At 71.6% G+C, this 26690-nt stretch carries 26 protein-coding genes; 10 read left to right on the top strand and 16 right to left on the bottom strand.

Annotated elements, in window-relative coordinates; all coding sequences use genetic code 11:
• The first annotated feature begins 365 nt into the window (after positions 1-365).
• From HJC40_RS18735 to HJC40_RS18725, 3 genes are read left to right on the top strand one after another with little or no spacing between them, the layout of a single operon-like run.
• The gene (locus HJC40_RS18735) at positions 366-893 is read left to right on the top strand and encodes a SigE family RNA polymerase sigma factor (protein WP_250002393.1); all 528 of its coding nucleotides are present in this window, start codon (positions 366-368) and stop codon (positions 891-893) included.
• Complete coding sequence (locus HJC40_RS18730) at positions 890-2095, top strand: hypothetical protein (protein ID WP_250002514.1); 1206 nt, start codon at positions 890-892, stop codon at positions 2093-2095. Before HJC40_RS18735 ends, HJC40_RS18730 begins: the two co-directional genes overlap by 4 nt.
• A gap of 51 nt (positions 2096-2146) precedes the next feature.
• A complete protein-coding gene (locus HJC40_RS18725; protein WP_250002392.1) occupies positions 2147-3181 on the top strand; it encodes a YbhN family protein in 1035 nt (344 codons plus the stop codon).
• Between the two features lie 6 nt (positions 3182-3187).
• Here the strand turns inward: HJC40_RS18725 and HJC40_RS18720 are convergent, their stop codons facing one another.
• The 5 genes from HJC40_RS18720 to HJC40_RS18700 all read right to left on the bottom strand — a co-directional run bounded on the left by HJC40_RS18720 (position 3188) and on the right by HJC40_RS18700 (position 8788).
• The gene (locus tag HJC40_RS18720; RefSeq protein WP_250002391.1) at positions 3188-3883 is read right to left on the bottom strand and encodes a tetratricopeptide repeat protein; all 696 of its coding nucleotides are present in this window, start codon (positions 3881-3883) and stop codon (positions 3188-3190) included.
• Between the two features lie 207 nt (positions 3884-4090).
• Positions 4091-5035, bottom strand: a complete 945-nt coding sequence (locus HJC40_RS18715; RefSeq protein ID WP_250002390.1) for a cyclase family protein — start codon at positions 5033-5035, stop codon at positions 4091-4093.
• 24 nt (positions 5036-5059) lie between these two features.
• On the bottom strand, positions 5060-5647 hold the full coding sequence (locus HJC40_RS18710; RefSeq protein WP_250002389.1) for a TMEM165/GDT1 family protein: 588 nt from the start codon (positions 5645-5647) through the stop codon (positions 5060-5062).
• A 234-nt stretch (positions 5648-5881) separates the two neighbouring features.
• Complete coding sequence (locus HJC40_RS18705) at positions 5882-7480, bottom strand: alpha/beta hydrolase (RefSeq protein WP_250002388.1); 1599 nt, start codon at positions 7478-7480, stop codon at positions 5882-5884.
• An 87-nt stretch (positions 7481-7567) separates the two neighbouring features.
• Entirely contained in the window at positions 7568-8788 is a 1221-nt protein-coding gene (locus HJC40_RS18700) for an MFS transporter (RefSeq protein WP_250002387.1), read from the bottom strand.
• Between the two features lie 174 nt (positions 8789-8962).
• Here HJC40_RS18700 and HJC40_RS18695 point away from each other — a divergent pair, with 174 nt between their 5' ends.
• Entirely contained in the window at positions 8963-9271 is a 309-nt protein-coding gene (locus HJC40_RS18695) for a hypothetical protein (RefSeq protein ID WP_250002386.1), read from the top strand.
• Positions 9272-9275: 4 nt separating this feature from the next.
• Here HJC40_RS18695 and HJC40_RS18690 read toward each other — a convergent pair whose 3' ends face one another.
• On the bottom strand, positions 9276-9848 hold the full coding sequence (locus HJC40_RS18690; protein WP_250002385.1) for a TetR/AcrR family transcriptional regulator: 573 nt from the start codon (positions 9846-9848) through the stop codon (positions 9276-9278).
• A 116-nt stretch (positions 9849-9964) separates the two neighbouring features.
• On the opposite strand from HJC40_RS18690, the gene HJC40_RS18685 reads away from it, so the two are divergent.
• Positions 9965-10846, top strand: a complete 882-nt coding sequence (locus HJC40_RS18685) for an SDR family NAD(P)-dependent oxidoreductase (protein WP_250002384.1) — start codon at positions 9965-9967, stop codon at positions 10844-10846.
• Between the two features lie 50 nt (positions 10847-10896).
• On the opposite strand, the gene HJC40_RS18680 is transcribed toward HJC40_RS18685, so the two are convergent.
• Entirely contained in the window at positions 10897-11346 is a 450-nt protein-coding gene (locus HJC40_RS18680) for a MarR family transcriptional regulator (protein WP_250002383.1), read from the bottom strand.
• A gap of 98 nt (positions 11347-11444) precedes the next feature.
• Here HJC40_RS18680 and HJC40_RS18675 point away from each other — a divergent pair, with 98 nt between their 5' ends.
• Entirely contained in the window at positions 11445-11969 is a 525-nt protein-coding gene (locus HJC40_RS18675; protein WP_250002382.1) for a hypothetical protein, read from the top strand.
• Between the two features lie 10 nt (positions 11970-11979).
• Here HJC40_RS18675 and HJC40_RS18670 read toward each other — a convergent pair whose 3' ends face one another.
• The 7 genes from HJC40_RS18670 to HJC40_RS18635 all read right to left on the bottom strand — a co-directional run bounded on the left by HJC40_RS18670 (position 11980) and on the right by HJC40_RS18635 (position 19227).
• Positions 11980-12285, bottom strand: a complete 306-nt coding sequence (locus HJC40_RS18670; RefSeq protein ID WP_250002381.1) for a hypothetical protein — start codon at positions 12283-12285, stop codon at positions 11980-11982.
• Between the two features lie 388 nt (positions 12286-12673).
• Positions 12674-14248 (bottom strand): APC family permease, encoded by a 1575-nt coding sequence (locus tag HJC40_RS18660; RefSeq protein ID WP_250002380.1) that lies wholly within the window; start codon positions 14246-14248, stop codon positions 12674-12676.
• A gap of 54 nt (positions 14249-14302) precedes the next feature.
• Entirely contained in the window at positions 14303-15292 is a 990-nt protein-coding gene (locus tag HJC40_RS18655) for a zinc-dependent alcohol dehydrogenase family protein (RefSeq protein WP_250002379.1), read from the bottom strand.
• On the bottom strand, positions 15289-16131 hold the full coding sequence (locus HJC40_RS18650) for a carbohydrate ABC transporter permease (protein ID WP_250002378.1): 843 nt from the start codon (positions 16129-16131) through the stop codon (positions 15289-15291). The genes HJC40_RS18655 and HJC40_RS18650 overlap by 4 nt, the downstream gene beginning before the upstream one ends.
• A complete protein-coding gene (locus HJC40_RS18645) occupies positions 16128-17057 on the bottom strand; it encodes a carbohydrate ABC transporter permease (RefSeq protein ID WP_250002377.1) in 930 nt (309 codons plus the stop codon). Before HJC40_RS18645 ends, HJC40_RS18650 begins: the two co-directional genes overlap by 4 nt.
• Positions 17057-18418, bottom strand: a complete 1362-nt coding sequence (locus tag HJC40_RS18640) for a sugar ABC transporter substrate-binding protein (protein WP_250002376.1) — start codon at positions 18416-18418, stop codon at positions 17057-17059. Before HJC40_RS18640 ends, HJC40_RS18645 begins: the two co-directional genes overlap by 1 nt.
• A gap of 47 nt (positions 18419-18465) precedes the next feature.
• Positions 18466-19227 (bottom strand): DeoR/GlpR family DNA-binding transcription regulator, encoded by a 762-nt coding sequence (locus tag HJC40_RS18635; protein ID WP_250002375.1) that lies wholly within the window; start codon positions 19225-19227, stop codon positions 18466-18468.
• Positions 19228-19504: 277 nt separating this feature from the next.
• Here HJC40_RS18635 and HJC40_RS18630 point away from each other — a divergent pair, with 277 nt between their 5' ends.
• Positions 19505-21739, top strand: coding sequence for an EAL domain-containing protein (locus HJC40_RS18630; RefSeq protein WP_250002374.1), 2235 nt, complete (start codon positions 19505-19507; stop codon positions 21737-21739).
• A gap of 332 nt (positions 21740-22071) precedes the next feature.
• Positions 22072-22302 carry a hypothetical protein gene (locus HJC40_RS18625; protein WP_250002373.1) on the top strand — a complete coding sequence of 77 codons (231 nt, stop codon included), beginning with the start codon at positions 22072-22074 and terminating at the stop codon, positions 22300-22302.
• 18 nt (positions 22303-22320) lie between these two features.
• Here HJC40_RS18625 and HJC40_RS18620 read toward each other — a convergent pair whose 3' ends face one another.
• Together HJC40_RS18620 and HJC40_RS18615 are read right to left on the bottom strand one after the other, a co-directional pair.
• On the bottom strand, positions 22321-22761 hold the full coding sequence (locus HJC40_RS18620; protein ID WP_250002372.1) for an NUDIX hydrolase: 441 nt from the start codon (positions 22759-22761) through the stop codon (positions 22321-22323).
• 42 nt (positions 22762-22803) lie between these two features.
• The gene (locus HJC40_RS18615) at positions 22804-25050 is read right to left on the bottom strand and encodes a bifunctional diguanylate cyclase/phosphodiesterase (RefSeq protein WP_250002371.1); all 2247 of its coding nucleotides are present in this window, start codon (positions 25048-25050) and stop codon (positions 22804-22806) included.
• A 123-nt stretch (positions 25051-25173) separates the two neighbouring features.
• Here HJC40_RS18615 and HJC40_RS18610 point away from each other — a divergent pair, with 123 nt between their 5' ends.
• A complete protein-coding gene (locus HJC40_RS18610; RefSeq protein WP_250002370.1) occupies positions 25174-25626 on the top strand; it encodes a GNAT family N-acetyltransferase in 453 nt (150 codons plus the stop codon).
• Positions 25626-26654, top strand: a complete 1029-nt coding sequence (gene pseI / locus HJC40_RS18605) for a pseudaminic acid synthase (RefSeq protein WP_250002369.1) — start codon at positions 25626-25628, stop codon at positions 26652-26654. Before HJC40_RS18610 ends, pseI begins: the two co-directional genes overlap by 1 nt.
• The last annotated feature ends 36 nt before the right edge of the window (positions 26655-26690 follow it).

Genomic DNA, 26690 nt, shown 5'->3' with positions numbered 1-26690 from the left:
CTTCCCTCCAGGGCGCCATCGCGCCGCCGAGCGAACCGATGCCCTGCCGACGCTACCGAAAACTGCTCCACCTGCGATGTGAGCGGCATGACAATCGCGGCGGGTGCCGCGATTGACCGTTCGGCCGAGCCGCGAAATCGACCGAACGGTTGTCGTCCGGCAACTGAGGTTCCGGCGTCTTGTAAGGCGCCCGGTCGGTGTCCTCACGGGGAGGCATCGCCCGGTGTTGTCGCTGGTCGGTGCCCACACGGGGTGGCATCGCCCGGCATCGTGGCGGTGGAGGGGGCGACGTGGCCGGCAGCGCGGTGTTTGAGCCGCCTGGGTACGCTCACGTCTCCCTCGACACCTCGAACGGACACCTTCGAATGGACGCCCGCGAGGCCGACTATGCGCATTTCGTCCGGACCCGGACGACCGCATTGTTGCGCTCGGCGTACCTGTTGACCGGGGATCAGCATCTTGCCGAGGACCTGGTGCAGGAGGCGCTCGCGCGGACCCACCGGGCCTGGGCGCGGCTGGACCGGCCGGAGAACGCGGAGGCGTACGCCCGCAAGGTCATGTATCACGCTCAGGTGTCGGTCTGGCGCCGGCCCAGGGTGGCCGAGATCCTGCCCGCCGACTTCCAGCCCGATCGTCGCCGGGGCGCCGACGATCCGGCCGACGCCGCCGTCGAGCGCCTGGTGCTGCGCCGCGCGCTGCTGACGCTGAGCGCCAGGCAGCGGGCCGTGATCGTGCTGCGGTTCTTCGAGGACCACACCGAGGCCGAGGCGGCCCAGCTGCTCGGCGTCTCGGTCAGCACGGTGAAGACCCAGACCGGCCGGGCCCTCGACCGGCTCCGCACCCTCCTGCCCGACCTGCGGGTCCTCACCGAAGTGCCGGAGGGCGGCCGATGAGCGCCGAACACGACCGGCTCCGGGCCACGCTGCGCGACCTGGCCGACATCGCCGAACCCACCGACCTGTACGACCGGGCCGTGCACCGCTCACGCCGGATAGCCCGGCGCGAGGCCCTGGTCGGCACGGGCGCCGCCGTCCTCGTGCTCGCGGTGCTGGGCAGCGGCCTGTGGCGCCTGCCGCAGCACCAGCCGGCCGAGGCGCCCGCCGCCGCCCGCCCGCCGTCCGCCGCCGCGGCGTCCAGCTCGCCGGCCTCGTCGCCGGCCGCGCCCGCCCCGGCCACGTCCCCGCCCACCGAGCCACCGCGGGAGCAGCCCGTCCCGGTCCGCCCGCCGCAGGGTGACAAGCCGGCTCCGAGCCGGAGCGGCACCCCCGAGCCGCGGTCCCGGGTGCTGTCCGACCTGACCGGTCACGTCTTCTACGCCGACCGCGAGGCGAACCCCGACGTCGTGCGCCTGTCGCCGGCCGACGGTGACACCCGGGTCGTGCTGCCGGACGCGCCCTCGTCGGTCGGCATCTCCCCCGACGGCAACCGCATCGCCTACGTGGCCGACGGCCGGCTGCTGATCAGCGAGACCGGCGGCCAGACCGAACAGCTGGCCGTGGGGGTGGTCGCCACCGAGCAGGCGCCGGTCTGGTCTCCCCAGGGCGACCGGCTGCTCATCGACGCCGAGGTGCCCGGGGTGCTCGACGTCGAGACCGGCACGATCACCTCCCTGCCCGCCGGGCTGGCCGCGGGGCAGCACTTCCGCTGGTCCGGTGACGGCGGCACGCTGGTCTACGCCACCTCGTACTGCGGTCTCAAGCTGGCCACCGGCGACGCGACGAGCAGCACGAGCGTGCCGGTGCTGGGCGCCACCCAGACCAGGGACAACCCGGACGGCCTGGCCGCGTGCAAGCCGACCAGCGTCGACATCACCGGCCGGCGGGTGACCGTGCCGCTGCAGACCACGGGCGAGAGCGCGACCGGCACCGACACGGCCGACGCGATCGTCGACACGTCCACCGGCAAGCTGGAGGACCTGCCGGTCCGCGGCACGGTGGTCGGCGCGGTCTTCGACGCCGAGGGTAACCTGCTGGTGCGCACGGACGAGGACGGCAAGCGGGTGCTGTCGCTCTTCACGCCCGGCAACCTGTTGAAGGTGCAGGCCACCGAGCCCGCCTCCGTGCGCGATCTCGACTTGCTGGCCTACACCCGCTGAAGCCGCCCGGACCTGCGGAAGCCCGGCGCGTCCCCGGGGCGGGGTGCGACGATGATCTCGATGGCCGTGCAGCAGGAGACCGCCCGGCCCCCGGCCGGGGCGCCGCCGTGGTGGCGGCGGGGGCCCGCCGTGGCCGCCATCGTCGTGATCGTGCTGGGGGTCGAGCTGGTGCTGGGCTGGTCGGCGCTGGCCGGGGCGCTCACCCAGCTGCGCGCCCCGCGCTGGAACTGGGTGGCCGCCGCGCTCGCCGCCGAACTGATGTCGATGGGCACCTACGCCCGCATGCAGCGCGCGCTGCTGCGCGGGGCCGGCACCAAGGTCAGCATGAAGCGGCACGTGGCCACGGCGTACGCGGCCCACTCGCTGAGCGCCACCCTGCCGGGCGGGCCGGTCTTCTCGACGACGTTCAACTTCCAGCAGCTGCGCCGGTTCGGCGTCTCGCCGGCGGTCGCCTCGTGGTGCATCGCGCTGAGCGGGGTCCTCTCGGCCGGCGCCCTGGTGGTGATCGGCGCCGTCGGCGGCCTGCTGGCCCGCAACACCGGGAGCTGGCACTCGCTGGTCGGCTATGCGGTCGGCGCCGTGGTGGTCGCCTTCGGCGTACGCCAGCTGGCCGAGCACCCGCAGCTGCTGGATCGTCCGGTGCGGGCCCTGCTGGGCGGGGTCAACCGGGTGCGCCGGCGCCCGCCCGGGCACGGCCACGACCGGCTGCTCGGCTTCGTCGGCCAGCTGCGCGAGGTGCGCGTGCGCCCGGCCAGCTTCGCCCTGGCCGTGGTGCTGGCCCTGCTCAACTGGCTCTTCGACGCGTTCTGCCTGTGGTTGTGCTGCGTCGCGGTGGGCGCGGGCGACGTCAGCCCGGTCAGCCTGGTGATCGCGTACTGCGCCGGCATGGCCGCGGCCAGCGTGCCGATCGTGCCCGGCGGGCTCGGGGTGGTGGATGCCGCGCTGGTGCTCGGGCTGGTCGCGGGTGGCCTGGTGAGTTCGCTCGCCGTGGCCGCGGTAGTGCTCTACCGGCTGATCAGCTTCGGTTTCATCATCGGCCTGGGCTGGCTGGTCTGGCTGGCCATCCGCTACCGGCACCGATCCTGAGGCCGGTCAGCCGCGCCCGAACAGGCGCCATCCGCGTTTCCTGGTCGCGGCCGGCCGTTCGGCCTCGCCGTTGAGCATGGCCAGACGGTGCTGGGCGACCGGGTTCTCGGGTTCCATCCGGAGCGAGATGAGCATCGCCTGGCGAGCCTGGTCGACGTGGCCGAGCGCGTCCAGGGTCACGCCGTGCGTGTAGTAGTAGTGCGCCTCGGTCGGGTCGAGACCGATCGCCGTGCGGGCCGCCTGCTCGGCGTCGGCGATCTGCCGCTCGGCCGAGAGCAGCGCCCAGGCGACCCGGTCGTGCCAGAGCGCATTGCGCGGTTCGGCGATGACCGCCCGGTAGGCCATGGTGACGGCCTCCTCGTGCCGGCCCAGCACGGTGAGCGCACGGCTGGCCAGGGCGAGCGGCCTCGGGTCGCCGGGGTCGAGCCGGATGGCGTGCTCGGCCGCGTCGAGGGCGTCGGCCGCCACGTCGAGGGCGAGCTGGAGCCGGGCGAGCAGGATCCAGCCCTCGCGCGCGGCCGGGTCGGCCGCGAGCACCGGCTGGAGCGTGGCCACGGCCTGCTCGTGCTGCAGCTGTTCGAAGAGGGTGGCCGCCCGGGCGACGGCCAGCTCGGTCGGGCCGCTGAAGGCACGCGGACCGCCCGGTGGTCCACCGGCGTCGAGTTGCTGATCGGGGTCGGCCCGCGGGGGGTTAGCGGTCACGTGGACCCATTCGGCCGGATCCGGCCGGGATTGAGTTTTTCGCCTAGGTCTGTTTCGTAGCTGGGGTGGGAGCGAGGCGCGGTCCAGATTTCGTCTGGTGGTGGCCCGTGGAAGCCCGGCTCCCGGTGTTGGAACCGGGCTTTCGCGGGACGCCGCCAGGCGGGATCTGGGCCTCGCCGCAGCCTCGCCCCGGCTACGAAACAGACCTTAAGAAGGCCGGACCGGCTGCCAGCCCGCCGACCGGGTGTGATCGTGCGACTCGAGCCACGGCACCTGGGCGTACGCCCGCACCGGGAACGTGCCGAAGGCGGTGATCCGCGGCGGTGCGGCGGTGAAGCGCGCGCCGTGCGGCGGCACCTCGCCCAGGCCGGTGAGGTGCTCGACGATCGGGATGCCGGCGGCCAGCAGCACGGTGTGCGCCGGCCGCTCGCCGCCCGGGACCGGGTCGTCGATGTTGACCGAGTCGATGCCGACCAGGGCCGCGCCCCGCTCGACCAGCAGCGCGGCGGCCTCGCCGGTCAGGTAGGGCGCGTCGACGGCGTACCCCGGGGTGCCCCAGCCGCGGTCGCCGCCGGTGTGCAGCAGCACGGCGTGGCCGGCGACGGTCAGCGGGGCGAGGTCGTCCTCGGTGACCGCACGGCGACCACTGCCGGCCGTCCGCACCACGACGGCGGGCAGGTCGGCCAGCCGTTCCAGCGGCAGGCCGGCCAGGTCGGTGCCGCCCGCGTAGCGGTGGCGGGGCGTGTCGAGGTACGTCCCCGTCTGGCCGAGCATCTCGACGCGGTCGAGGCTGAACTCGGTGCCTTCGGCGTAGAGCGGGCGCGACTGCTCCCAGGTCTGGTGGGCCGTGATGACGGGGGCCGCCATGCCGGGGTACGTCGTCATGCCGTCCGAGATCACATGGCTGAGCTCGACGAACCGCAGGCGGGGCCGGGCCGGGATCCCGGCGATCACCGGCTCGGCGAACGTCCGGACGCCGGTCACCTCGACCCGTTCGACGTCGCGCAGCCCCAGCGAGCCGACCAGCAGCGCGACGAGCTCGGCCTCGGTGACGTCCGGGTGCGGCACGTCGACCCGCAGGCCCTGCGCCTGAAGGCGGCCGCCGGTCGCGAAGACGACTTCGGCGGTCAGTTCGGCCCGGTACTGCTGCACGGCGACTCCCCACGGCTGATGAACTCAACGCAGCTCGATGATCGCTTCCACGAGCAGCCAGATGCCGAAGATAGCGAAGAGCGCGGCCGCCCCGTACTTGATGGCCTTCTCGGGCAGGTGCCGGCCGAGCAGCCGGCCGACGAGGATGGCCAGCGCGTCGGCGGCGACCATCCCGACCGTCGAGCCCAGCCAGGTGCCGAACCAGCCGTACTGGGTGGCCAGCGTGATCGTCGCCAGCATGGTCTTGTCCCCCAGCTCGGCCAGGAAGAACGCTCCCCCGACGGCCAGGATCGCCGAGCCGGTGCTGCGCTCGGCCTTGGTCTTCTCGTCGTCGGTGAGCTTGTCGCCGCGCAGGGTCCAGGCGCCGAAGGCGAGAAATGCCACACCGGCGACCAGGGAGATCCAGCCGGTCGGGAGTGTCGCGCCGAGGCCGTAACCGATGCCGACCGAGACCGCGTGGACGACCGCCGTGGCCACGGTGATGCCGATCAGCACCGGCACCGTCTTGAAGCGGGTGGCGAAGGTCAGCGCCATCAGCTGGGACTTGTCGCCCAGCTCGGCGACGAAGATCACCGCGAAGCTGACCGCCGTCGCGATGAGGAAGCCTTGCACAGATAACTCTCCCGGTATCAGGACCGGGAGGAAGGTGCGCAGGGCGGCCTCGACCCGGCCGTCATGTGAACAGCCAAGTCGAAGGTCTCGCTCGCCTTGTGGAAAGGCCGCGCGGCCGGACCCCGAACGAATCGAGGGTCAGTATGTCGACCGCGACATTGGGAACTACTCCCCTTCGCGGTGGGAACTATAGCGAACGGCCCCCACCCGTGGGCAGGGGCCGTGAGCGCCGTCTCATCGTCCGGTGATGAGTCTCCGCACCTCAAGGCGTTCGGCGGGCACCGGCGCCCGCTTGGCCTTGGTCGCCGCAACGGCGGCCGGCGGCTCGATCGGGCGGCACCGCTTGTCGGAACGCTCGCCCGGCTGCCGCTTCGGGAGCTTGCCGGTGGCCAGGTAGTCGGCGATCGTGTTGTCCACGCACTTGTTGCCGTAGAGCGAGCCCGAGTGGGTGGTGCCGCCGACGCCCTCGATCAGGACCGAGCGCGGGAACCGCTTGCGCACCTCGAGGCTGCCGCTGAACGGGGTGGCCGCGTCGAGCGTCTCGCTGATCAGCAACACCGGCGGCACGGTCTCACCCGAGACGGTGACCGGGATGCCGCTGCGGGCCGGCCAGGTCCGGCAGGGCGCGTTGTACCAGGCGTTGGCCCAGGTCTCGAACGGCGCCTTGCGGTGCACCTCCCAGTTGTCCGCGGTCCACTTGGTCCAGCTCTTCGGCCACTCCGCGTCGGTGCACTGCACGCCCAGGTAGACCGCGTAGTTGTTGTCCGCGGCCTTGCCCTGGGGGTTGTTGGTGTCGTACAGCTGCTTGAGCCCGGCCGCGTCGCCCTCGCGCACCCAGTCACTGAACGCGCGCGCGATGTCGGCCCAGCCGAAGGTGTAGTAGCCGGCCTGCAGGAAGATGTCGGTGAGCTCGGACGGGCCGATCACACGTCCGGCCGGCTTCTTGGCCAGCTTCTTCTGCTCGGCGTAGAAGCGCTTCTCCACCTCGCGGGCGGTCCGGCCGAGGCGGTACGCGCGGTGGTTCTCGGCGATCCAGCGGAAGTAGATCTTGATGTTCCGGTCGAACGCGATGTCCTGGTCGAGGTTCGAGTCGTACCAGACGCGCGCCGGGTTGACGTTGCCGTCGAGCACCATGCGGCGGACACGCTCGGGATAGCGGGTGGCGTAGACCTGCCCGAGATAGGTGCCGTAGGAGAACCCGTAGTAGGTGATCTGGCGGGCGTTCAACGCCTGCCGCAGCAGGTCCATGTCGCGGACCGTGTCGAGGGTCTTGAGGTGCTCGAGCAGCTTGCCGCCGGCCTTGCCACAGGCCTGGGCATAAGCCTCGGCGCGCCGGAGCCAGGCCTGCTCGATCTTCGTCGTGACCGGCACGTACGCCGGACGGTTGTATCCCGTGTAGCCGGCATCGCAGCTCAGCGACGGCTTGCTGGCGCCGACGCCCCGCGGGTCGAAGCCGACCCAGTCGTACGCCGCCCCGGCCCTCTTGGGCACCAGGGAGCCCATGACCGAGAGCCCCCGGCCCTTGCCGCCCGGCCCACCCGGGTTCACCAGCACGACGCCCTGATACTTGCCCTCGGGAACGGTGTGCCGGATCCGGGACACCGCGATCTGGATCTTCTCGCCGTCCGGGGCGGCGTGGTCGAGGGGTACGGACAGGAACCCGCATTCGGCCTTGCGCAGGCGCAGGGCCGACTCGGTGCAGGGGCTCCACGTGATCGTCGGCGCCACCTCGAGGGCCGGCCCGGTTCGTTCGCCCGCCGCCCGCGCGTCGCTCGCCGGGGCCGCGATCACCGTCAGGGCGATCGTGGTGGCCGCCGCCAGAAGTCGTCTCATACCAGCCTCTCGTGTCCAATTCGCCCCACTATGGTGGGGCGTGGACCGCCCGATCGGGGTAGTCCACGCCGGGGCGCCACGAAAGGTTCAGGCGACGGCCCGCCGGCGCAGGCGCTGCGCGACCAGGGCGGCTCCGCCCAGCAGGGCCACCACCACGCCGTAGACCAGGGCGGTGTCGTGCAGGCCGGCCGACGTGGCCGCGACGCCGGCGATCACGGCCGGAACGCTGAAGGCGACGTAGGCGATGACCAGCGCCACCGCGAACAGCTCACCACGCTCGTGCGGGGCGGCCAGCACGGCGAGCGTGCCGAACGAGGCCAGCGACGAGGCGCCGAACCCGACGCCGGAGATCACGGTGCCGGCCGCGGCCAGAACGGCGCTGCCCAGTTCGAGGCCCGTCACGCTGAGCACGGCGCCCGCGGTGAGCAGGCTGCCGGCGACGAGCAGGACCCGCTTGGTCGCGACGTTGCGCAGCAGGAACGAGCTGACCGCGCCGGTGCCGCAGAGCAGGGTCACGACCAGGCCACCGACGAGGTGGCTGCTGAGGCCGAAGACGCCGGCCGCGACCGACGGGCCGAGGGACAGGTAGAGGCCGCCGATCGCCCAGCTGGCCACGATGATCGGGGTGAGCGCGAGCAGGTCGCCGCGAAGCCGGGCGGGCACACCGAGCCGGGGTGCGAGCGACGCGGCCGCTCCCGGGCGGAGGGCCGACGTCTCGGGGATGCGGGCGACGACGACGGCGGCCAGGGCCATGCCGGCCAGGAGCAGCGCCCAGACGAAGTGGGTGGGCGAGGGGGCGTACTGGACCAGGACGCCGGTGCCGAGCGCGCCGACCGCCAGCCCGGCGACCGGAGCCAGACCGTTGATCAGGCCGGCCCGGCCGGGCGCGTGCGGCGGGTTGAGGTCGACCAGGGCCGCGCCCAGCGTGGTCATCGCGGCGCCGGTCGCGACGCCCTGGAGCAGCCGCGCGGTGAGCAGCACGCCGACGTCCCCGGCGGTCAGGAACAACACGAGCGAGACGGCTTCGAGCGCGATCGCGGCGGCCAGCACGGGCCGGCGGCCGATGTGGTCGGAAAGCGCGCCCAGGATCAGCAGCGAACCGATCAGACCGACCACATAGACGGCGAAGACCGCGGTGAGCGTGGTGGCGGAGAAGTTCCACAGGTGCTGATAGACGACGTAGAGCGGGGACGGCGCCGCGGAGGCCGCGGAGAACATCACGAAGATGGCCGTGATCGCGGCGAAGGCGACCGGACGGGAGAGCCGCCGGCTGCGGAGGGACGGCGGCGCGTCGGCAACGGTGGTCATCGGGCCTCCGGTGAGCAAGTAAACAGACAGGTCTGTCTGACTTCGCTCTACAGCACCTTCGGCAGCAAGGACGAGCTGGTCCGGGCCTATCTCGAGGGCCGGCACGAGCTACGCCGCACGCGCCTGCTGGCCGCCCTCGAGCGCTACGACGACCCGCGCGACCGCCTGCTCGGCGTGTTCGACGTGCTGGCCGAGCTGGCCGGCACGCCAGGCTTCCGGGGCTGCGCCTTCTACAACGCCAGCGCCGAGTCCACCGCGGGCGGGCCGATCGAGGAAGTCTCGGCCGCGAACCGGGCCTGGACGCGCGGCCTCTTCTTCGAGCTGGCCCGCGACGCCGGCGCCCGGGACCCGGCCGCCCTGGCCGACCAGCTCGTCGTGCTGTACGACGGCGCGTCCGTCGGCGGTCGCATGGACAAGGACTCCCGGGCCGCGCTCGTGGCGCGCGAGATCGCCACCATGCTCCTGGCCACGGCCACCCTCTGACGGGTCAGCCCCGCGGGCGCACCCCTTCGAGGGCCAGATCGACCAGGCGGGTGGCCTCGGCCGCCGCGTCGGTGCTTCCCTCGGTGGCCAGCGAGACGGCGTTGACCAGGGTGAGCAGGTCGACGATGGACACCTCGGGGCGCACCGCGGCGGCGTCGTGGGCCAGTCGCAGCAGCTCGCCCCCGGCGCCCACGAGCATCGCCTCGCAGGTGCTGTCGACCGGCGGCGCCGGGTCGCGCCCGCCGTCGAGCAACGAGCGGGCCAGGCCCCGGGTGGTCGCGCCGTAGACCGCGACGGCCCGCAGCCAGTCGACCAGCGCGGCGCCCGCATCGGGACGCTTGGCGAGCTCGTCCGCCTGCGCGCACAGCACCTCGACGCGATCGTGGAACACGGCCTCCAGCAGGGCCTGCCGCGTGGGGAAATGCCGGTGCAGCGTGGCTGAGCCCACCCCGGCCCGGCGGGCGATCTCCTCCAGGGAGGCGTCGGCCCCGTGCCGGTCGATCTCGGCCTCGGCCGCCGCGACGATCTGGTCGTAGTTGCGCCGCGCGTCGGCCCGCTTCGGCTTGGCCAGTGCCACCGGCTCCTCCATAAGTGGTGGGATACCCCACTTCTCTTGGTGAACCGGGGTGCCGCCCCATATCGTACGACAGAGAAGCGGGGCGCCACCCCACTTCCTTTCCCTCAGGAGACACCATGAACGACGCCCCTCGAGTTGTGCTGGTGACCGGCGCCAGTTCCGGCTTCGGCCGGCTGACCGTGGAAGCGCTGGCGCGACGGGGCCATCAGGTCTTCGCCACCGTGCGTGACCTGCCCGGCCGGGGCGCCGCCGCGGCCGCCGAACTGACCGCGCTGGCCTCGGCCGAGGGAATCGACCTGCGGGTCGTCGAACTCGACGTGACCGACCAGGCCTCCGCCGACCGGGCGGTGAGCGCCGTCCTGGACGCGGCCGGCCGCCTCGACGTGGTGGTGAACAACGCCGGCATGATCTTCCCCGGACCCCTCGAGGCCTTCACCGCCGAGGAGGCCCAGCGGCAGCTCGACGTCAACGTGCTCGGTGCGCTGCGGGTCAGCCGGGCCGCCCTGCCCCAGCTGCGGAGCCAGGGTCACGGCGTCCTGATCCAGATCGGGTCCACGTCCAGCCGTGTCACGCTCCCCTACTCGGGGCTCTATGCGGCGAGCAAGGCCGCGCTGGCCAGCCTGACCGAGGCGTGGCACCACGAGCTGGCGCCGTTCGGGGTCGAGTCGATCATCGTCGACGCGGCGCCCTACCCGACCAGCATCGGGGTCAACGCCGTCCTGCCGGCCGACACGGCTCGCCTGCAGGTCTACGTCGAGCACTTCGGTGGGTTCGTCGCCGGGCTCACCGAACAGCAGACCAGCGACCCCGGCGACCCGCAGGTGGTCACCGACGCGATCGTCACCCTGGTCGAGACACCGGACGGCAAGCGCCCCGTCCGGACCGTCGTCGCGCCGGCGGCCCAGTACGACGCCGTGCAGACAGTGAACATCCACGCGGCCGAAGCCACCCGGAAGGTCGGCGCCGACATGGGCGTCTCCGCCTTCCTGGCGAGCTAGCGTCCGTCTCGTGGACGGGGGTCGAGTCGGGCTCCCCTCCAGAACAGACGCTACGAGGCCTGCTCGGCGGCGAGGTCGCTGAGCCGCTCCAGGGCCGGCAGCGCGCCGACGACGGCCTCGTGCTGCGCCGGCGTCAGGCCCTGGAGCAGCTCCGCGAGCGCCTCGGCGCGGACCCGGCGGCGGTCGGCCACGGCGGCCCGGCCGGCGTCGGTGATGCTCACGACCACGGCCCGGCCGTCGTGGGGATCGCTCGTGCGCTGGGCCAGCCCCTCCTTCTCGAGCCGGGTGACCAGCTGGGTCATCGCGGGCTGACTGATCCCCTCGGGGGCATAGAGCTCGCAGAGGCGGTGCGGGCCCGAGCGCTCGAGGCGGCGCAGGGTGGAGGCGGCGGTCAGGCTGAGCGGACCGCGGGGCGTGAGGCGGCGGAGCGTCTCGTAGAAGCGCTCGAAGCCGGCGGCGATGGCGGCGTCGTCGTCCGTGACGGTGGCGGCAGGCTGCACCCCTGATTTATATCACCGGCTTATGCACGCCAGAATTCGCCCGAACGTGCCGCGCGGTCCGGCAGACCCGCGGGCGACCGAAATGTCACCATGCAGGGATGGTCGACCACAGCTCGGACCGTGACTCCTGGCTGCACCCCCACCTGGGCACCACCACCGGCGGCGGCTTCGCCCCGCGCGAGTACGTGGTCGCGCTGCGGCACGTCGCCCTGACGCTGGACGCCGACCCGCGCTGGCGTTCGTGGTGGCGGCAGTCCGGGCTCTCGGCCTGCGAGCTGGGCATCGTCGCCGAGGGGCGGCTCGACCACCTGCGGCCGAGCGCCGACATCCGCCGGTTCGACGACCGCCTGCAGGCCAATTTCACCTGCGCCTTCCCCTCCGGCACGGCCTCGGCCGGCTCGGAGGTGGCCACCCGCACCGCCGCTCAGGAGGTACGGGCGATGTTCGAGGTGATCCGCCAGGCCCTCACCCTGCCCGCCCTGCCGCCCACTCCGCCGGTGCCGAGCCTGCCCACCGACGTCCCCGACGTGCAGGTGACCGCCCGGCGCCTGCCCGAGACCGCGCACGAGCCCGAGCGGCAGGGCTACCTGACGCTCACCCAGATCCAGGAGTTCTTCGCCTGAGCCCCGGCCCTCACCAGGTCAGGGCGATCAGCTCACCGAGCTGCGCGAGCGCGTCGCCCTTGGCCGGGCCCTCCGGGAGCTCGCGACGGGCGGCCGCGAGCAGACCCGAGCGCAGGAGCGCATAGACCTCGTCGCGGCCCGCGTCCGGCAGGTCGGGGATCCAGAGGCTGCCGAGGTTCTCGTCGACGACCATGCGGAGCCAGCCGGCGGTCTTCTGGTCGTCGAGGCGCGGGATGAGGTATTCCAGCGTCCACTCGAAGAGCCCACCCGTCGCCTGCCAGTCGCGGCCCGGCCGGACCATGATGAGAGCCGCCATTGTCGCCGTCCCAGGATGAAGACCCGCGGGGCCAGGCCCAGCTCGGCCACGAACTTTTCCACCTTGGCCACCTGGTCGGAGGTGAACTGCGAAACGTCCACCGGCACCAGATCAGCCTTTCTCAGATGCAGCACGATCTGCTGCGAGAATCGCGCCCACTGCCGCTCGAACCGGTGAGCCGCGAAGGGTCCCACCGCGTCGTACGAGCGGCCGTCCTCATCGAACCAGTCGGCCCGGCACCCGGGTGCGGCCCGGGTCAGCCGCACGCCCAGTTCTCTCTCGACGCGGACGGCGGTCTCGGCCTCGTTGCGGCGGAACCGGCCGGTGGCCGGATCCATGCCCAGCGCACGGATCCGTTCCCGTTCGGGAGGCGGATCCGGCGCGCGCATCAGCGGTGCACTCGCTCGGGCCGGTGCGCGCCCGGCTCCGGGGACGACGGTCGAGGTCGGGAGGGCGGCGGAGCGGGCGACAGCGGCCGGGGAGCGGCCGGGGTGACCACCACCGGGACGCCGCCCTGGCCGATGCCCGCATAGACCACCGGACGGGCCGCGCGCAGGATCAGCGCGTGCAGCACGCCGATCGAGGCGACCGCGGCCAGTGACACCGGCACGATCCAGCGCCACGGGGAGCTGCCCGGCACGCCCAGCAGGAAGGCGAGGTCGCGGACGACCAGATAGGCGATCGAACCCAGGGCGACCGTGGCCAGCGCCGGGGCGACGAAGCGGGTGAACGCGCCCTCGCCGTCCGGCACGCGGTTGAGGTGCAGCAGCGTGGCCACCGACGTGACGAGCACAAGGATCAGGACGCCGAGACTGCCGGCGATCATCAGACGGCGGCCGATCAGCGGCGCGTCGGGCACTCCCACCGCGGCCGCTCCGGCCAGCAGCAGGGCGGTGACGGCCGACTGGGCCAGCGAGGCGGCGCGAGGCGCGAGCGTACGACGGGAGGTGCGCCCCCATCTGCTCGGCAGCACCCTTTCCCGGCCCAGCGCGAACAGGTGGCGCGACAGGGCGTGGTGCAGCCCCAGGATCGCCGCGATCAGACCGGTGAGCAGCAGGAGCCGCCCCAGCGTGACCGCCCACGGCGCGAGCCGGGCGCCGGCCAGGTCGAACAGCAGCTCGGAGCCGCGGGTCCGGGCCAGCTCGGTGATCCGGTCGGCGCCGGCGGCCGCGCTCAGCGACCACGACGTGCCGGCGAGCAGCACGGCGAAGACCGCGACGGTCACCACCGCGGCCCGGCCGGCGTCCCGCCGCGGGCGGATCGCCTCCTCGGCGTACGCCCCGGTGGCCTCGAAACCGACGAAGGCCAGCATGCCCACGGCGAGCAGCAGGCCGAGGGCGGGCCGGTCGAGCTCCGGCCCCGAGGGGAGGATGGTGCCGGCGGTGAGCCCGCCGGCGCCCGGGTCGAGCGCGTTGGCCGTGGCGAACCCGGCCGCCACCGCGGCCTCGGTCAGCACGAGCAGCGCGATCAGACCGCTGCTGACCTCGATCCGGATCGTGCCGCAGAGCGCGACCAGCAGCCAGCAGCCGGCGGCGACCACCCACCATTCGGCGCTCACCCCGAACCAGCTGCCCAGCAGGGGCGCCGCCGCCGCGCCGACCAGGCCGTAGAGGCCCAGCTGGAGCACCTGATAGGACCCGAGGGCGAGCCAGGCGGCCCCGACGCCGGCCGGCCGGCCCAGACCGCGGGTGACGTACGTGGACATCGCGCCGGCGAACGGCGAGCGGTTGGCCATGGCCGCGTAGCCGGTGGCGAAGAGGATCAGGACGACGCCGAGGACCAGGAAGCTCAGCGGGACCAGCGGCCCGCCGCCGGTGGCGTAGGCGGCGGGTACGACGGTGATAAGCACGGCGATGGGCGCGGTCACGGCGAGCGCGAAGAACGCGATGGCAGCCGCGCCGAGACGGCCGGGGGCGAGGGTGTGCGGGACTGGGCGGTCAGGAACAGCGTCGGGCGTACCCACCCACCTATTTCAACCTGCCGGGTGACCATCTGACAACTGGCCGTAAGGTTTCACTCACGGTTCGATGAGGATCTTCCTTCCGACACCGGCGCGGAACTGGTCGAGGGCCTGGGCGTAGTCGTCCAGCGGGAACCGGTGACTGACGAAGATCGACGGGTCGAGCACGCCGGCCGCGAGCAGTTCCCCGGCCCGGTCGAAGCTGTGCAGCACCGCCATCGAGCCGGTGATGGTGATCTCGCGGCGATAGATCTCGTACGGCTCGATCGCCACCCGGGCGTCATAGCTCGACACTCCGAACTGGAGGAACGTGCCGCCCCGCCCGACCCGGGACAGACCGTCCCGGATCGCCGCCTCGGCCCCCGTGCAGTCGATCACGACATCGAACCCGCGCGGCGCGTCGAGCTCCTCGGCCGAGGTGGTCGCGGCCGAGCAGCCCAGCCGTTCCGCCGTCGCCAGCCGGGCCGGATTGAGGTCCACGACCGACACCGACTCGGCCCCGGCCCGCTTGGCCAGTTCCAGCATCATCAGCCCCATCGTTCCGGAGCCGTAGATGAGGTACGAGGTAGCCATCGCCCGCGGCAGCACGTCGAAGCCGCGCACCGCGCACGACAGCGGCTCGATCAGCGCCGCGTCCCGGGCGGCGAGGTGATCGGGCAGCGCGAACAGGTTGGCCATCGGCGCCGCCACGAACTCGGCCGCGCCGCCGCTCGCCGTCACCCCGATCGCCGCCCAGTTCTCACACTGGTTGCCTCGGGCGCGTTTGCAGTAATAGCAGTAGCCGCAGTACAGCGACGGGTCGACCGCCACCTGATCGCCGACCGCGTAACCGGACACCTGCGACCCGACCGCCACGATCTCGCCGGCGAACTCGTGGCCCGGCACGATCGGGAAGGACGGCGCGAACTCCCCGTCCATGATGTGCAGATCGGTGCCGCAGATGCCGACGGCGGCCGGCCGGACGACCACGTCGGTGGGGCCGGGCGTCGGGTCCGGCACCTCCTCGACGGCGATCCGGCCGGGGGTGACCACGACGGCTGCTCTCACTTGACCGCCCCCATCGACAGACCTCGTACCAGTTTGTTCTGCGCCAGCCAGCCGGCGATGAGCACCGGCAGGGACAGCAGGGTCGCGGCGGCACAGAGGCGGGCCAGGAACGCGCCCTCGGAGGAGATGAAGCCGACCAGGAAGATCGGCGCCGTGCTGGCGTTCGTGGCGGTCAGGTTGAGGGCCAGGAAGAACTCGTTCCAGCTGAAGATGAAGCAGATCAGCGCGGTCGCGGCCAGGCCGGGACTCACGATCGGCAGGATGATCTTGCGGATGGAGGTGAGCAGGCCCGCCCCGTCGACCTCGCCGGCCTCCAGCACCTCGCGGGGCACCTCCAGCAGGAAGGACCGCATCATCCAGACTGCGAGGGGCAGGTTCATCGAGGTGTAGAGCAGAACCATCGTCCAGATGTTGTCGAGCAGGCCCAGATGCTTGACCAGCAGATAGACCGGCAGGAAGGCCGCGACCACGGGCATCATCTTGGTGCTGATGAAGAAGAACAGCGAGTCGCTCCACTTCGCCACCGGGCGCAGCGACAGGGCGTACGCCGCCGGGGTCGCCAGCACCACGACCAGCAACGTCGAGAAGACGCTGGCCATCAGCGAGTTGAGCAGGAACGGCGTGATGTTGCGATCGAAGACCTGGCCGTACTGAGCCAGGGTCGGCTCGAAGAACCAGGTCGGCGGGTTGGTCGCGGCCGCGTTCTCCTGCTTGAAGCTGGTCAGCGCCATCCAGAGCACCGGGAAGACGAAGATGATCGCGGCGATCCAGGCGACCGAGCCCCAGATCGTGTTGCTCATCCGCTTCGTCATCTTGACTCCCACCGCGGGGGCCGTCATCGGTTCTCCTCCATCTTGAAGAGGCTCGAGATGACCCGCAGCGCGAAGGTCGCCACGCCGATCGTCAGGATCACCACGATCACGCCGGCCGCGGAGGCCTCGCCGTACTCGAACTTGCGGAACATGGTCAGGTAGATCTCGTACGGCAGGTTGGTCGTCGCCGTGCCCGGACCACCCTGCGTGATGCTGAAGATCGCGTCGAACGTGTTGACCAGATAGATCGAGCCGAGCAACGCGCCCAGCTCGAGATACTGACGCAGGTGGGGCAGCGTCATCCGGCGGAAGATCTGCCACGCGTTCGCGCCGTCCACCCGGGCCGCCTCGATCACGTCGTTCGACTGCGACTGCAGACCGGCCAGCAGGATCAGCATCATGAAGGGCGTCCACTGCCACACCATCGTGGCGATCACGGCGCCCTTCGGATACGACGAGACCCAGTCGGTCGAGCCTCCGAAGAGACCGTTGATCAAGCCGTACGTCGGGTTGAAGATGGCGTGCTTCCAGAGCAGCGCCGCCGCGATCGGCATGATCAGGAACGGCGTGATCAGCAGGGTCCGGACGACACCCCGGCCGAAGAACTGCCGGTCCAGCAGCAGGGCCAGCAGCAGGCCCAGGATCATCGAGAAGACCACCGCGCCGGCGGTGAGCAGCACCGTGTTGAAGAGCGCCGACCGCAACCGGGTGTCGCTGAGGACCGTGACGTAGTTGTCGAACCCGACGAACGGCTTGTCGCCCGGCCGCAGCGCGTTCCAGCTGAGCGTCGAGAGATAGAGGGTGTAGAGGAACGGCACCTGGGTGATCACGATCGCGAAGATCAGTGCGGGCAGCAGGGGCGCTCGTCGAATCCAGCGGTCCTTGGCTCCGCCCTTGGTGGGCCGGACGGGCGGCTGGGTCCGCTCGTCCGGCCGGGCAACCAGGGTGGTCATTACTTCCGGTACTTCTTGGCCACGTCTTCGGCCTGCTTCTGACCGTCGGCAAGAGCCTTGTCGACGGTGTTGCTGCCGGCGATGGCCGCGCTCACCTCCTGCGACACCTTGGTGCCGAGGTCGGCGAACTCGGGGATGCCGACGAACTGCACGCCGAGCGCGGGCCGCGGCTGGACACCGGGGTTGGTCGGGTCGGCGTTCTCGATCGAGCCGAGCGTGACGTCGGCGAACGCCTTGGCCGACTCCTTGTACTCCGGGATCGAGTAGGTCGAGGTGCGCTTGCCCGACGGCACCCGCGACCAGCCGAGCTGCTGGCCGACCAGCTTCTCGTAGTCCTTGCTGGTCGCCCAGGACATGAACTTCCAGGCGGCGTCGGCCTTCTTGGTGGTCTTGGGCATCGCCCACGCCCACGTCCACAGCCAGCCGGAGTACTCGGTCTTGTTGACCGGGGCGTAGGCGTAGCCGACCTTGCCGGCCACCTTGCTGGCGTTCGGGTCCTCGAGCGTGCCGGCCGCCGACGTGGCGTCGTACCACATAGCCGCCTTGCCCTGGCCGAACGTGTTCAGGCACTCGGTGAAGCCGGACTGCGGGGCGCCGGGCTGGCCGTGCTGCTTGAGCAGGTTGACGTAGAAGTTCGTGGCTTCCTTGAACTGCGGCGAGTCGACCTGGGCGTTCCAGTCCTTGTCGAACCAGGCGCCGCCGTAGGTGTTGACGACGGTGGTCAGCGGCGCGAACAGCTCACCCCAGCCGGGCAGGCCGCGCAGGCAGATGCCGGAGACGCCCTTGCCCTTGTCGTCCAGCTTCGCGGCGAAGTCGGCGACCTGCGCCCAGGTGGGCTTCTCGGGCATCTTGAGGCCCTTGGCGTCGAAGAGCTCCTTGTTGTACATGAGGAACGACGACTCGCCGTAAAACGGCGCCGCGTACAGCTTGCCGTCCTCGCCGCTGAGCGACGACACCATCGGCTTGATCAGGTCGTTCACGTCGTACGCGGAGTCGGCCTGAGCCTGGGTCGACACCTCGTGCAGCCAGCCGTTCTTGGCCCAGATCGGCACCTCGTAGGCGCCGACCGTGGCGACGTCGTACTGCCCGCCCTGGTTGGCGACGTCCTGGGTGACCTTGTCCCGCAGTTCGTTCTCCGGGAGGATCGTGTACTTCACGGTGATGCCGGTCTGCTTCGTGAAGTGCTCGGCGGTCAGCTTCTGGATGTCCTCCATCTGCGGGTTGCCGACCATCAGCGCGGTGATCGTGTTGTCGGCCGAGTCGCCGCTGCCGCCGCCGGTCGAGCCGGCGCCCGAACAGCCGGTCGTGACCAGCAGCAGTCCGGCCGCAGCGGCCGCCGCTGCCTTGGTGTATCTGGACATGGGGGAACCTCCGTTTTATTCGAAAACGGCGAGTGGGAATTGTTGAATCAGACCCGGATGACTTGTGGACCCAGCCGGGCATAGCGGTTCGCCTCGGACACCGGCAATGCGGTGTCCGTGACCAGTGACTCGAAATCAGATATCTCGGCGAATCGACAGAATGTGCGAACGCCGAATTTTGTGTGAACGCCGACGAAGACCCGGCGGCGGGCGGCCGCCACCGCGCGCGCCTTCACGTCCGCGACGGCCGGGTCGGGCGTCGTGAGACCCACCTCGCGGGAGATCCCGTTGGCCCCGATGAAGGCCAGGTCGATCACGAATCCGGAGACCATGGCCGCCGCCCAGTGGTCGACGGTGGCCAGCGTGCGCCCCCGCACCCGGCCGCCGAGCAGCAGAACGGTGGCCGGGGTGGAAGCGGCCAGCCAGGCCGCGGTGTTGAGCGACGCGGTCACGACGGTGAGCGGCCGGTCGGTCGGCAACGCCTCGGCGATCAGCTGCGGGGTGAAGCCCTCGTCGATGAAGATGGTCTCCGCGTCCCCGATGAGCCCGGCCGCGGCCGCCGCGATCCGCCGCTTCTCGGGCACCCCGCGGATCGTGCGCATGGCCAGGTCGGTCTCGAACTTCGCCGTCTCCACCGGGTACGCCCCGCCGTGGGTACGGCGGATGAGCCCGTGCTTCTCCAGCAGGCGCAGGTCGCGGCGAATGGTCTCGGCCGAGACGTCGAGTTCGGCCGCGAGCTTTCCGACCTCCACCTCGCCGTGCCGGCGGGCCAGCGCGACGATCTGATGCTGTCGCTCGTCCGCATTCAATTGCCGTCACCTCCCCCGCCATCGACCGACCTATTTGTAACACCGGAGAAACCTGTGGCCTCCATCACAAGCTCACGGACTTCGTTGTTTACTTGCCCGTTTGACCGGTCGGTCCGGCCGACCAAGATCACTCTAAATTAGGGCAGGCGCCACGAAACGCCTGACCGTTTCGCGGGAAAGCATGACCACATCGTGACCGGTCGTGTGAGCTCGGGCGAGCCTGCTTCCGTCCGGTCGTTTCGCTCAAGTCCGGGCCCCGGCGGACGACTGGCAACATGTGCTAGCGACGGATCAACTGGGCGAGTTCCTCTCCGCGGTCGCCGACCGGCCTGCCGGTCCGGCCGCGCACGACGCCGCCGTGGAGTGCGCCGCCCGCGCCCTCGACGCGGACGTCGCCGTGCTCATGATCGACGGCAGCGTGGTGGCCGGCATCGGCCTGGCCGCCGACCGCGTGCCCGTCCCGTTGCTGGCCGAGGTCGCCGCCGGCCGGCGCTCGAGTCTCGAGATGTGCGACGGCCGGTACGCGGTCACCTACGCCACCATCGGCGGCGCCGCTCCGGGCGTGCTCGTCCTCGGGCGTACGCGGCCCTTCACGCCCGAAGAGGTATGCCTGCTCCGCGGCATGGCCCGCGTCCTCGAGCTGAGCCTGCAGTCGTTGCACATGATCGAGTCGGAGCGCCGGTACGCCGAGGAGAACGGCCGCCTGCTCGGCTATCTCGACCAGGGCCGTCGCGTCTTCGAGGAGATGGCCGCCGTACAGCGGGCGATCGGCCGCCGCCTGCCTCTCCCGCAGATCTACGACATGGTCCTGGTCGCGCTGCGCGACCTGCTCGGCGTCGACATGGTCGCGATCAACCTGCTCGAACGGGACGACCCGGCCCTCGGCAGCACGGTGGCCGCGCTGGGCGTGCCGCCCGAGGTGGCCGCCAACCGCCGCCGCGTGCCGGTCGCGTCGAGCGGGGTCACCGGCCTGGCCATCCTGGGCGACGAGCTGATCGCGGTCGAGGACTACGCCTCCTGCCCGATCGCGCTCCGGCCGATGACGGCCCTCCAGGTCGAGTCCGTCATGGCCGCTCCCGTGCACGAGAACGGGCAGGTCGCCGGCAGCATCACGGTCGCCACGATCGGCGCCCGCCGCGACTGGGAGAAGCCGGCCCGCGACATCCTCCGGGCGTTCGCCGAGCACCTCAGCCTGGCGCTGACCGACGCGCGCACCCAGGAGGCGATGAACCAGGCGTTCCTCGACTCGCTGACCGGACTGGCCACCCGAGCGCTGTTCCAGACCCGCATGGAGGAGGCGCTCGGCCCCGCCGGACTGGGCGCCGCGGTGCTCTTCGTCGACCTCGACCGTTTCAAGATCGTCAACGACTCGCTCGGGCACGCGGCCGGCGACGCGCTGCTCACCGGCGTGGCCGACCGCATCCGGGGCTGCCTGCGCGACGGCGACACGGCCGCGCGCCTGGGCGGCGACGAGTTCGCCGTGCTGCTGCCCGGGCTGCTGGACGCGGCCGAGGCCGTACCGGTGGCCGAGCGCATCCTCGCGGCGCTGCGCGAGCCGTTCGACCTGCTCGGCTCCGAAGCCTTCATCAGCTCCAGCATCGGGCTCGCGTTCAGCCGCCCCGACCAGCACGACGCCGCCCAGCTCATGGTCCACGCCGACCTCGCGATGTACCAGGCCAAGAAGCAGGGCGACCGGTACGAGGTGTTCGAGCCGGCCATGCAGGAGGCGTTCCAGGCCCACATCGCCCTGGAGGCCGACCTGCGCCGGGCGGTCGTGCGGCACGAGTTCGAGTTGCGCTACCAGCCGATCGTGCACCTGCGGACCGGCGAGATCACCGGCGTCGAGGCCCTGATCCGCTGGCAGCACCCCCGCCGCGGCATCGTGCCGCCGATGGACTTCATCCCGCTGGCCGAGGAGACCGGCATGATCGTGCCGATCGGCGAGTGGGTGCTGCGCGAGGCCACGACGCGGGTGGCCGGCTGGAACGCCCAGCGCAGCGGGCCGCCGCTGACGGTCAGCGTGAACATCTCGGCGGTGCAGCTCGAGCAGCCGGCGCTGGTGCAGGTGGTCGACTCGGCCCTGAAGTCGGCCGGCCTGCCGCCCGACCGCCTGGTGCTCGAGCTGACCGAGTCGCTGCTGGTCGACCACCGCGCGACGACGCTGGAACGGCTCGGCGCCCTCAAGGCCCTGGGCCTGCGCCTGGCGATCGACGACTTCGGCACCGGCTACTCGTCGCTGGCCTACTTGCGCAACTTCCCGGTCGACATCATCAAGATCGACAAATCCTTCGTGGACGACGTGGTCGACGAGCCCACGGCGGCCGCCCTGACCCACGGCATCATCCAGCTGGGGCGCGCGCTCGAGCTCTCGACGATCGCCGAGGGCATCGAGCACGCCGGCCAGCTGACGTCCCTGGCCGGCGGCAACTGCGAGCTGGGCCAGGGCTACTACTTCGCCGAGCCCCTGACCGGCGCCGACATCGCCGACCTCCTCTTCCCCCCGGCCGCCTGACTCCCCTTCCCCGGCCCGCCTGACTCGCCCTTCCCGGCCGCTCAGCCTCCGCCATTTCGCCGGGCCATGTGGTACTACGACGTATTACGATCCGGCATGGGCAATGACCTGAAGTAGGGCGCGAGGGGCCGGCCGGCGCAAGGGGCCACTGCATCGCGTAGGCCGACGTCACCGACGGGCGTCCCGCCGCGGGAGGCGAGGCACGCGCTGGGGAGAAGAGGCAGCCGTGAGCAAGACGCAGATCGACCACACCGATCCTGACCTCGGAGCCTTGCCCCGGAGGGACAGACGGCCACCGTGGCCGAGGGGAACGACCGCGTGAAGTGCGTACCGTGCACGACCCGGAGGACGGGCCGCTTCAGGTGAGGGCAGTCCGGCTCCCCGCATCGATGATCGCCGCCGTCGAAGCCGCCGGGCATCCGGCCGGGGTGTCCGGCGTGGTGCGGGAAGCGCTCACCGACTGGCTGGCCCGCCGCGCGGGTCGTGACAACGAGGTCCGCGACGCACGCGAGGCACTCGCGGTGCTGCAGCGCGTCATCAGCCACCTCGACAGCGCGGCCTGACGCCGCCCGGTCACGCCTTCACCTGAGCAGCGGGATGATCTCGGCGAGGTGGGGTGGCTCGAGGCGGTCGGGGAGCGCGGCGAAATCGGCCGGGCTGACCCAGGCGTGACCGAGCAGCTCCTCGACCTCGTACGGCATCAGGCCGGCCCCGGAGAGGGCCGGGCGCGGGGTGTCGTAGCGGGCGGCGAAGAACTGCTCGTCGCCGGTGTAGAGGCGCCCCTTCCAGCGGGACTCGCGATACACGTCGAGGTAGCTCTCGCCGACGCGGGCCGGGTCGAGCCCCGTCTCCTCGGCCAGCTCGCGCCGGGCCGTCTCGAACGGGGTCTCGCCCTCCTCGATGCCGCCGCCGGGCGGTTCCCAGAGACGCGAGCCGTCGTGCGGGTCGCGCCAGTTCATCAGGAGCACCCGGCCGTCGGCGTCGAAGCAGATCACGCGTACGGCCGGCCGGTGAGTCTCCATGATCCGACCCTAAGGCGGGAAGTCCGGCGAGAGCAGCACGCTTCAGGCGGCGGGGGCCTCGGCGGGCAGGAGCGCCTCGAAGTCGGCGGCGGACATCGGGCGGGCGAAATGGAACCCCTGGGCCGCCTGATAGCCCAGTTCGCGCAGCCGTTCGGCCTGCTGCTGGGTCTCGACGCCCTCGGCCACGGCGTGCAGGTGCAGCGCCTCGGCGAGATGCGCGAGGCCCGCGGCGACCGACACGCGGCCGTCGGGGTCGGCCTGGGTGAACGAGCGGTCGAGTTTGACCTCGTCGACCGGCACGTCGTGCAACAGGCTGAACGGGGAGCTGCCGGTGCCGAAGTCGTCGAGGGCCAGCTTGACGCCGAGCGCCCGCAGCTCGTTCAGCACCGTGAGCGACTCCCCCGGCTCCACCGGCATCGACTCGGTGATCTCCAGGGTGATCTGTGAGGCGGCCACCCCGTACTCGTCGAGAAGGGCCGCCAGGGCCGGGGCGAAGTCGGCTTCCCGCAGGTCGCGCGCCGAGATGTTGATGTTGAGCGCGGTGCCGGCGGGCCAGTCGGCGAGCTGGCGCAGCGAGGCGCGCAGCACCCAGCGGCCGAGCGGGACGATCAGACCCGTCCGTTCGGCGAGCGGCAGGAACGCGTCCGGGGCGAGCAGTCCGTGCACCGGGTGGTTCCAGCGCACGAGGGCCTCGGCGCCCAGCACCCGGCGGTGCTCGTCGAGCGTGACGATCGGCTGGTAGAGCAGGAACAGCTGGTCGTCGCGGATCGCGTCCTGCAGTTCGGCGCCCACCGACGTCGCGGCCATGTCGGCCTCGTAGTGCAGCGCCGCGGTGCCGGGCAGCGCCTTCGCGGCGTACATGGCGATGTCGGCCCGCCGCAGCAGCACACTCGCGTCGTCGCCGGCGCGGCCGTCGGCGATGCCGATGCTGGCGCGGATCGGCAGTTCGTGCCCATCGGTCAGCACCGGCGCCCGCAGCGAGTCGATCATGCGCTGGGCGGCCAGGTCGGCAGCGGCCGGATCGGCCCCGTCGATCACCACGACGAACTCGTCGCCGCCCAGCCGGGCCACGGTGTCCTCGGCCCGCAGGCAGCCGGCCAGCCGCTGGGCGACCGCGATCAGCAGCTGGTCGCCCACCTCGTGGCCGAGCGTGTCGTTGACCTCCTTGAAGTCGTCCAGGTCGATCAGCGCGACGGCGACCGGCCGGCCGACCGGCGAGCCCAGGGCCCGCCGCAGGCGCTCGTGGAAGAGCACCCGGTTGGGCAGCTGGGTGAGCGCGTCGTGGGTGGCGTTGTGGTCGAGCCGGAGCAGCAGCCGGCCGTTGTCCTGGAACGCGGTGATCTGGCGGAGCACGACGACCGCGGTGAGCAGCACGGCGCCGACCACGACGATCCGGCGGTCGGCGTTGTCGTCCCGCCAGGTGACGGTGAGCAGCAGCGCGTCGACCACGGCGACGGCCAGGTAGGGCAGGAAGCTGAACGGGCGCCGGCGGACCGGCTTGGCGCCGCGGCGGGGGCCGGTCTGCGCGGCTCGCTGGCGGTGGGTGGCGAGCGCGGCGCAGAAGTAGAGAGCAGGCAGGTCGATCATGTCCGGGAAGAGGTTCGGGTCGAGCGGCTCGAAGACCGGGCGCAGCGCCGGCCCGACCGCGCCGATCGCCACCGCGATGCCGATCATCCGGAGGGCCCCGGCGTCCATGTGGTTCTGACTGGTCAGCAGGAACTTGGCGACCGCGAAGACCGCGAGCAGCGCCAGGATGCTCAAGGCCAGCGAGGTGAACAGCATGCGGGGGTCGCCGTCCTCCAGCGCGTACCGGCCGGCGAAGTGCCACAGGAAGACGGCGCAGGCGAGCATGACGGTGCCGGCGTCGAGCACCACGCGGAACAGCTCGCCGCGAGTCTGCTGACCGAACGGCAGGCGCAGGAGGGTGTACATGACGAGCACGACGGCGACGCCCTGCAGGGCGATCTGGCCGGCGCCGGCCGCGGCGTACCGGGGGTCGGGCACGGTGAGCGCGTGGTAGGCCTGCGCGGCGTTGCCGAGCCCCACCGGCAGACAGATCACGGCTATCCGGCGCCAGAACTGCCGGACCGCCGGAGGGAGGTGTTCGGCTCGGGCGGTCCGGACGCTGTCGACGGCCAGCACCGCCGCCCCGAGGATGCCGGGCAGCCAGAGGAGCGCCCAGGGAATCACCGGCTCGATCGCGTTGACCGCCACCATGACGATCGTGACGAGCAGCAATGCCCCGGACACTAGTAGTGGCCGGCCCGGCCGACTACTGAGCACGCCCATCCGGTTCACCTCTCGCAGGGGGATGTGCCGGATCCATCGGCCACGCGGGCCCGAGGGTGAGGAATTGCGCTGTGACCCAGGTCCCCGACGGGAACGCTCGCGGGGCGGCCATACTTTGACACTGTGCTGCGACCTGCGACCTACGCCGAACGGGATCTGATCCTGCCCTGGCGCAACCACGAGTCGGTGCGTGCCGTGAGCCTGACCACGCACGAGATCAAGCCCGAGGAGCACGCGAGGTGGTGGGAAAAGCGTTGGCGTGATGTGTTGATCTACGAGGACGATCGGGGCACACCCGCCGGCGTCGTGATCTTCGACGGGAACACCTGGTCGTTCTACCTCGACTCGGCCGGTCTGGGTGACCGGCTGCTCGCGGCGTGGATGCGCCTCGAGAAGGAAGCGGTGGACTACGCGTTCGGCACACTGGGCCTGGAGACGCTCGGTGGCGAGACGCTCGCCGACAACAAGCAGGTGCTGGCGCTCCACCGGCGTTTCGGCTTCAAGGAGACGCGGCGCTACGAACGGCTCGTGGACGGCGAGATGAAGACTGTCGTCTGGACGGAGAGAGGGAAGTAATGACTAAGTTCGGGCCCGACAAGCGGCCGTACATCGTCGCGGAGATGTCCGGGAACCACAACGGCTCTCTCGACCGGGCACTCGCGCTGGTCGACGCGGCGGCGGACGCCGGCGCGGACGCGATCAAGATCCAGACGTACACGGCCGACACCATGACCGTGGACGTGAAGCACCCGCGCTTCCAGATCTCGAAGGGCCACGAGCTGTGGTCCGAGGCCTACCTGTACGACCTGTACGAGCGCGCGCACACGCCGTGGGACTGGCACCAGCCGATCTTCGAGCGGGCCCGCGAGCGAGGCATCACGCCGTTCTCGAGCCCCTTCGACCGTACGGCGGTCGAGCTCCTCGAGAAGCTCGACGCCTCGCTGTACAAGATCGCGTCGTCCGAGATCACCGACCTGCCGCTGATCCGCCTCGCGGCGAGCACGGGCAAGCCGATCATCATCTCCACCGGCATGGCCTCGGTGAAGGAGATCGCCGCCGCGGTCGAGGCGGCCAAGGGCGTCGGCGCCACCGACATCACCGTGCTGAGCTGCACCGCTTCGTACCCGGCCCCGCCCGAATACACCAACCTGCGCCGCATCCCGGTGCTGGCCCAGATGCTCGAGCTGCCGATCGGCCTCAGCGACCACACGCACGGCATCGGCGTGCCGATCGCCTCGGTGGCCTTCGGCGCCTGCCTGATCGAGAAGCACGTGACGCTGGACCGGGCGGACGGTGGCGTCGACTCGGCCTTCTCGCTCGAGCCGGCCGAGCTCAAGGCCATGCGCATCGAGTCGGAGCGGGCCTGGCAGGCCCTGGGCACCACGCACATCGGCCCGACCGAGGCCGAGAAGGAGGGGCTGCGGTTCCGCCGCTCGCTCTACGTGGTGGCCGACGTCAAGGCGGGCGACCGGGTCACGCCCGAGAACGTCCGGTCGATCCGCCCGACCGGCGGGCTGGAGCCCGACGCGATCGGCCTGGTCCTCGGCCGCACCTTCGTCGCGGACGCCGCGAAGGGCACGCCGCTGACCTGGGAACTGATCTGATCTGAGACACGGAGAAGGGGGCCCCGGCCGGGGCCC

This window comes from Actinoplanes sp. M2I2, from assembly GCF_023544445.1.
GTDB lineage: Bacteria > Actinomycetota > Actinomycetes > Mycobacteriales > Micromonosporaceae > Actinoplanes.
This window is presented reverse-complemented; position numbering and strand designations above follow the sequence as displayed.

What these genes read in the sequence shown, in the direction of transcription:
- HJC40_RS18700 (WP_250002387.1), bottom strand. Translation starts at nt 8,788, where the DNA reads ATGACCACCGTTGCCGACGCGCCGCCGTCCCTCCGCAGCCGGCGGCTC.
- HJC40_RS18735 (WP_250002393.1), top strand. Translation starts at nt 366, where the DNA reads ATGGACGCCCGCGAGGCCGACTATGCGCATTTCGTCCGGACCCGGACG.
- HJC40_RS18685 (WP_250002384.1), top strand. Translation starts at nt 9,965, where the DNA reads ATGAACGACGCCCCTCGAGTTGTGCTGGTGACCGGCGCCAGTTCCGGC.
- pseI (WP_250002369.1), top strand. Translation starts at nt 25,626, where the DNA reads ATGACTAAGTTCGGGCCCGACAAGCGGCCGTACATCGTCGCGGAGATG.
- HJC40_RS18620 (WP_250002372.1), bottom strand. Translation starts at nt 22,761, where the DNA reads ATGGAGACTCACCGGCCGGCCGTACGCGTGATCTGCTTCGACGCCGAC.
- HJC40_RS18675 (WP_250002382.1), top strand. Translation starts at nt 11,445, where the DNA reads ATGGTCGACCACAGCTCGGACCGTGACTCCTGGCTGCACCCCCACCTG.
- HJC40_RS18615 (WP_250002371.1), bottom strand. Translation starts at nt 25,050, where the DNA reads ATGGGCGTGCTCAGTAGTCGGCCGGGCCGGCCACTACTAGTGTCCGGG.
- HJC40_RS18705 (WP_250002388.1), bottom strand. Translation starts at nt 7,480, where the DNA reads ATGAGACGACTTCTGGCGGCGGCCACCACGATCGCCCTGACGGTGATC.
- HJC40_RS18730 (WP_250002514.1), top strand. Translation starts at nt 890, where the DNA reads ATGAGCGCCGAACACGACCGGCTCCGGGCCACGCTGCGCGACCTGGCC.
- HJC40_RS18725 (WP_250002392.1), top strand. Translation starts at nt 2,147, where the DNA reads ATGATCTCGATGGCCGTGCAGCAGGAGACCGCCCGGCCCCCGGCCGGG.
- HJC40_RS18650 (WP_250002378.1), bottom strand. Translation starts at nt 16,131, where the DNA reads ATGACGGCCCCCGCGGTGGGAGTCAAGATGACGAAGCGGATGAGCAAC.
- HJC40_RS18640 (WP_250002376.1), bottom strand. Translation starts at nt 18,418, where the DNA reads ATGTCCAGATACACCAAGGCAGCGGCGGCCGCTGCGGCCGGACTGCTG.
- HJC40_RS18645 (WP_250002377.1), bottom strand. Translation starts at nt 17,057, where the DNA reads ATGACCACCCTGGTTGCCCGGCCGGACGAGCGGACCCAGCCGCCCGTC.
- HJC40_RS18670 (WP_250002381.1), bottom strand. Translation starts at nt 12,285, where the DNA reads ATGGCGGCTCTCATCATGGTCCGGCCGGGCCGCGACTGGCAGGCGACG.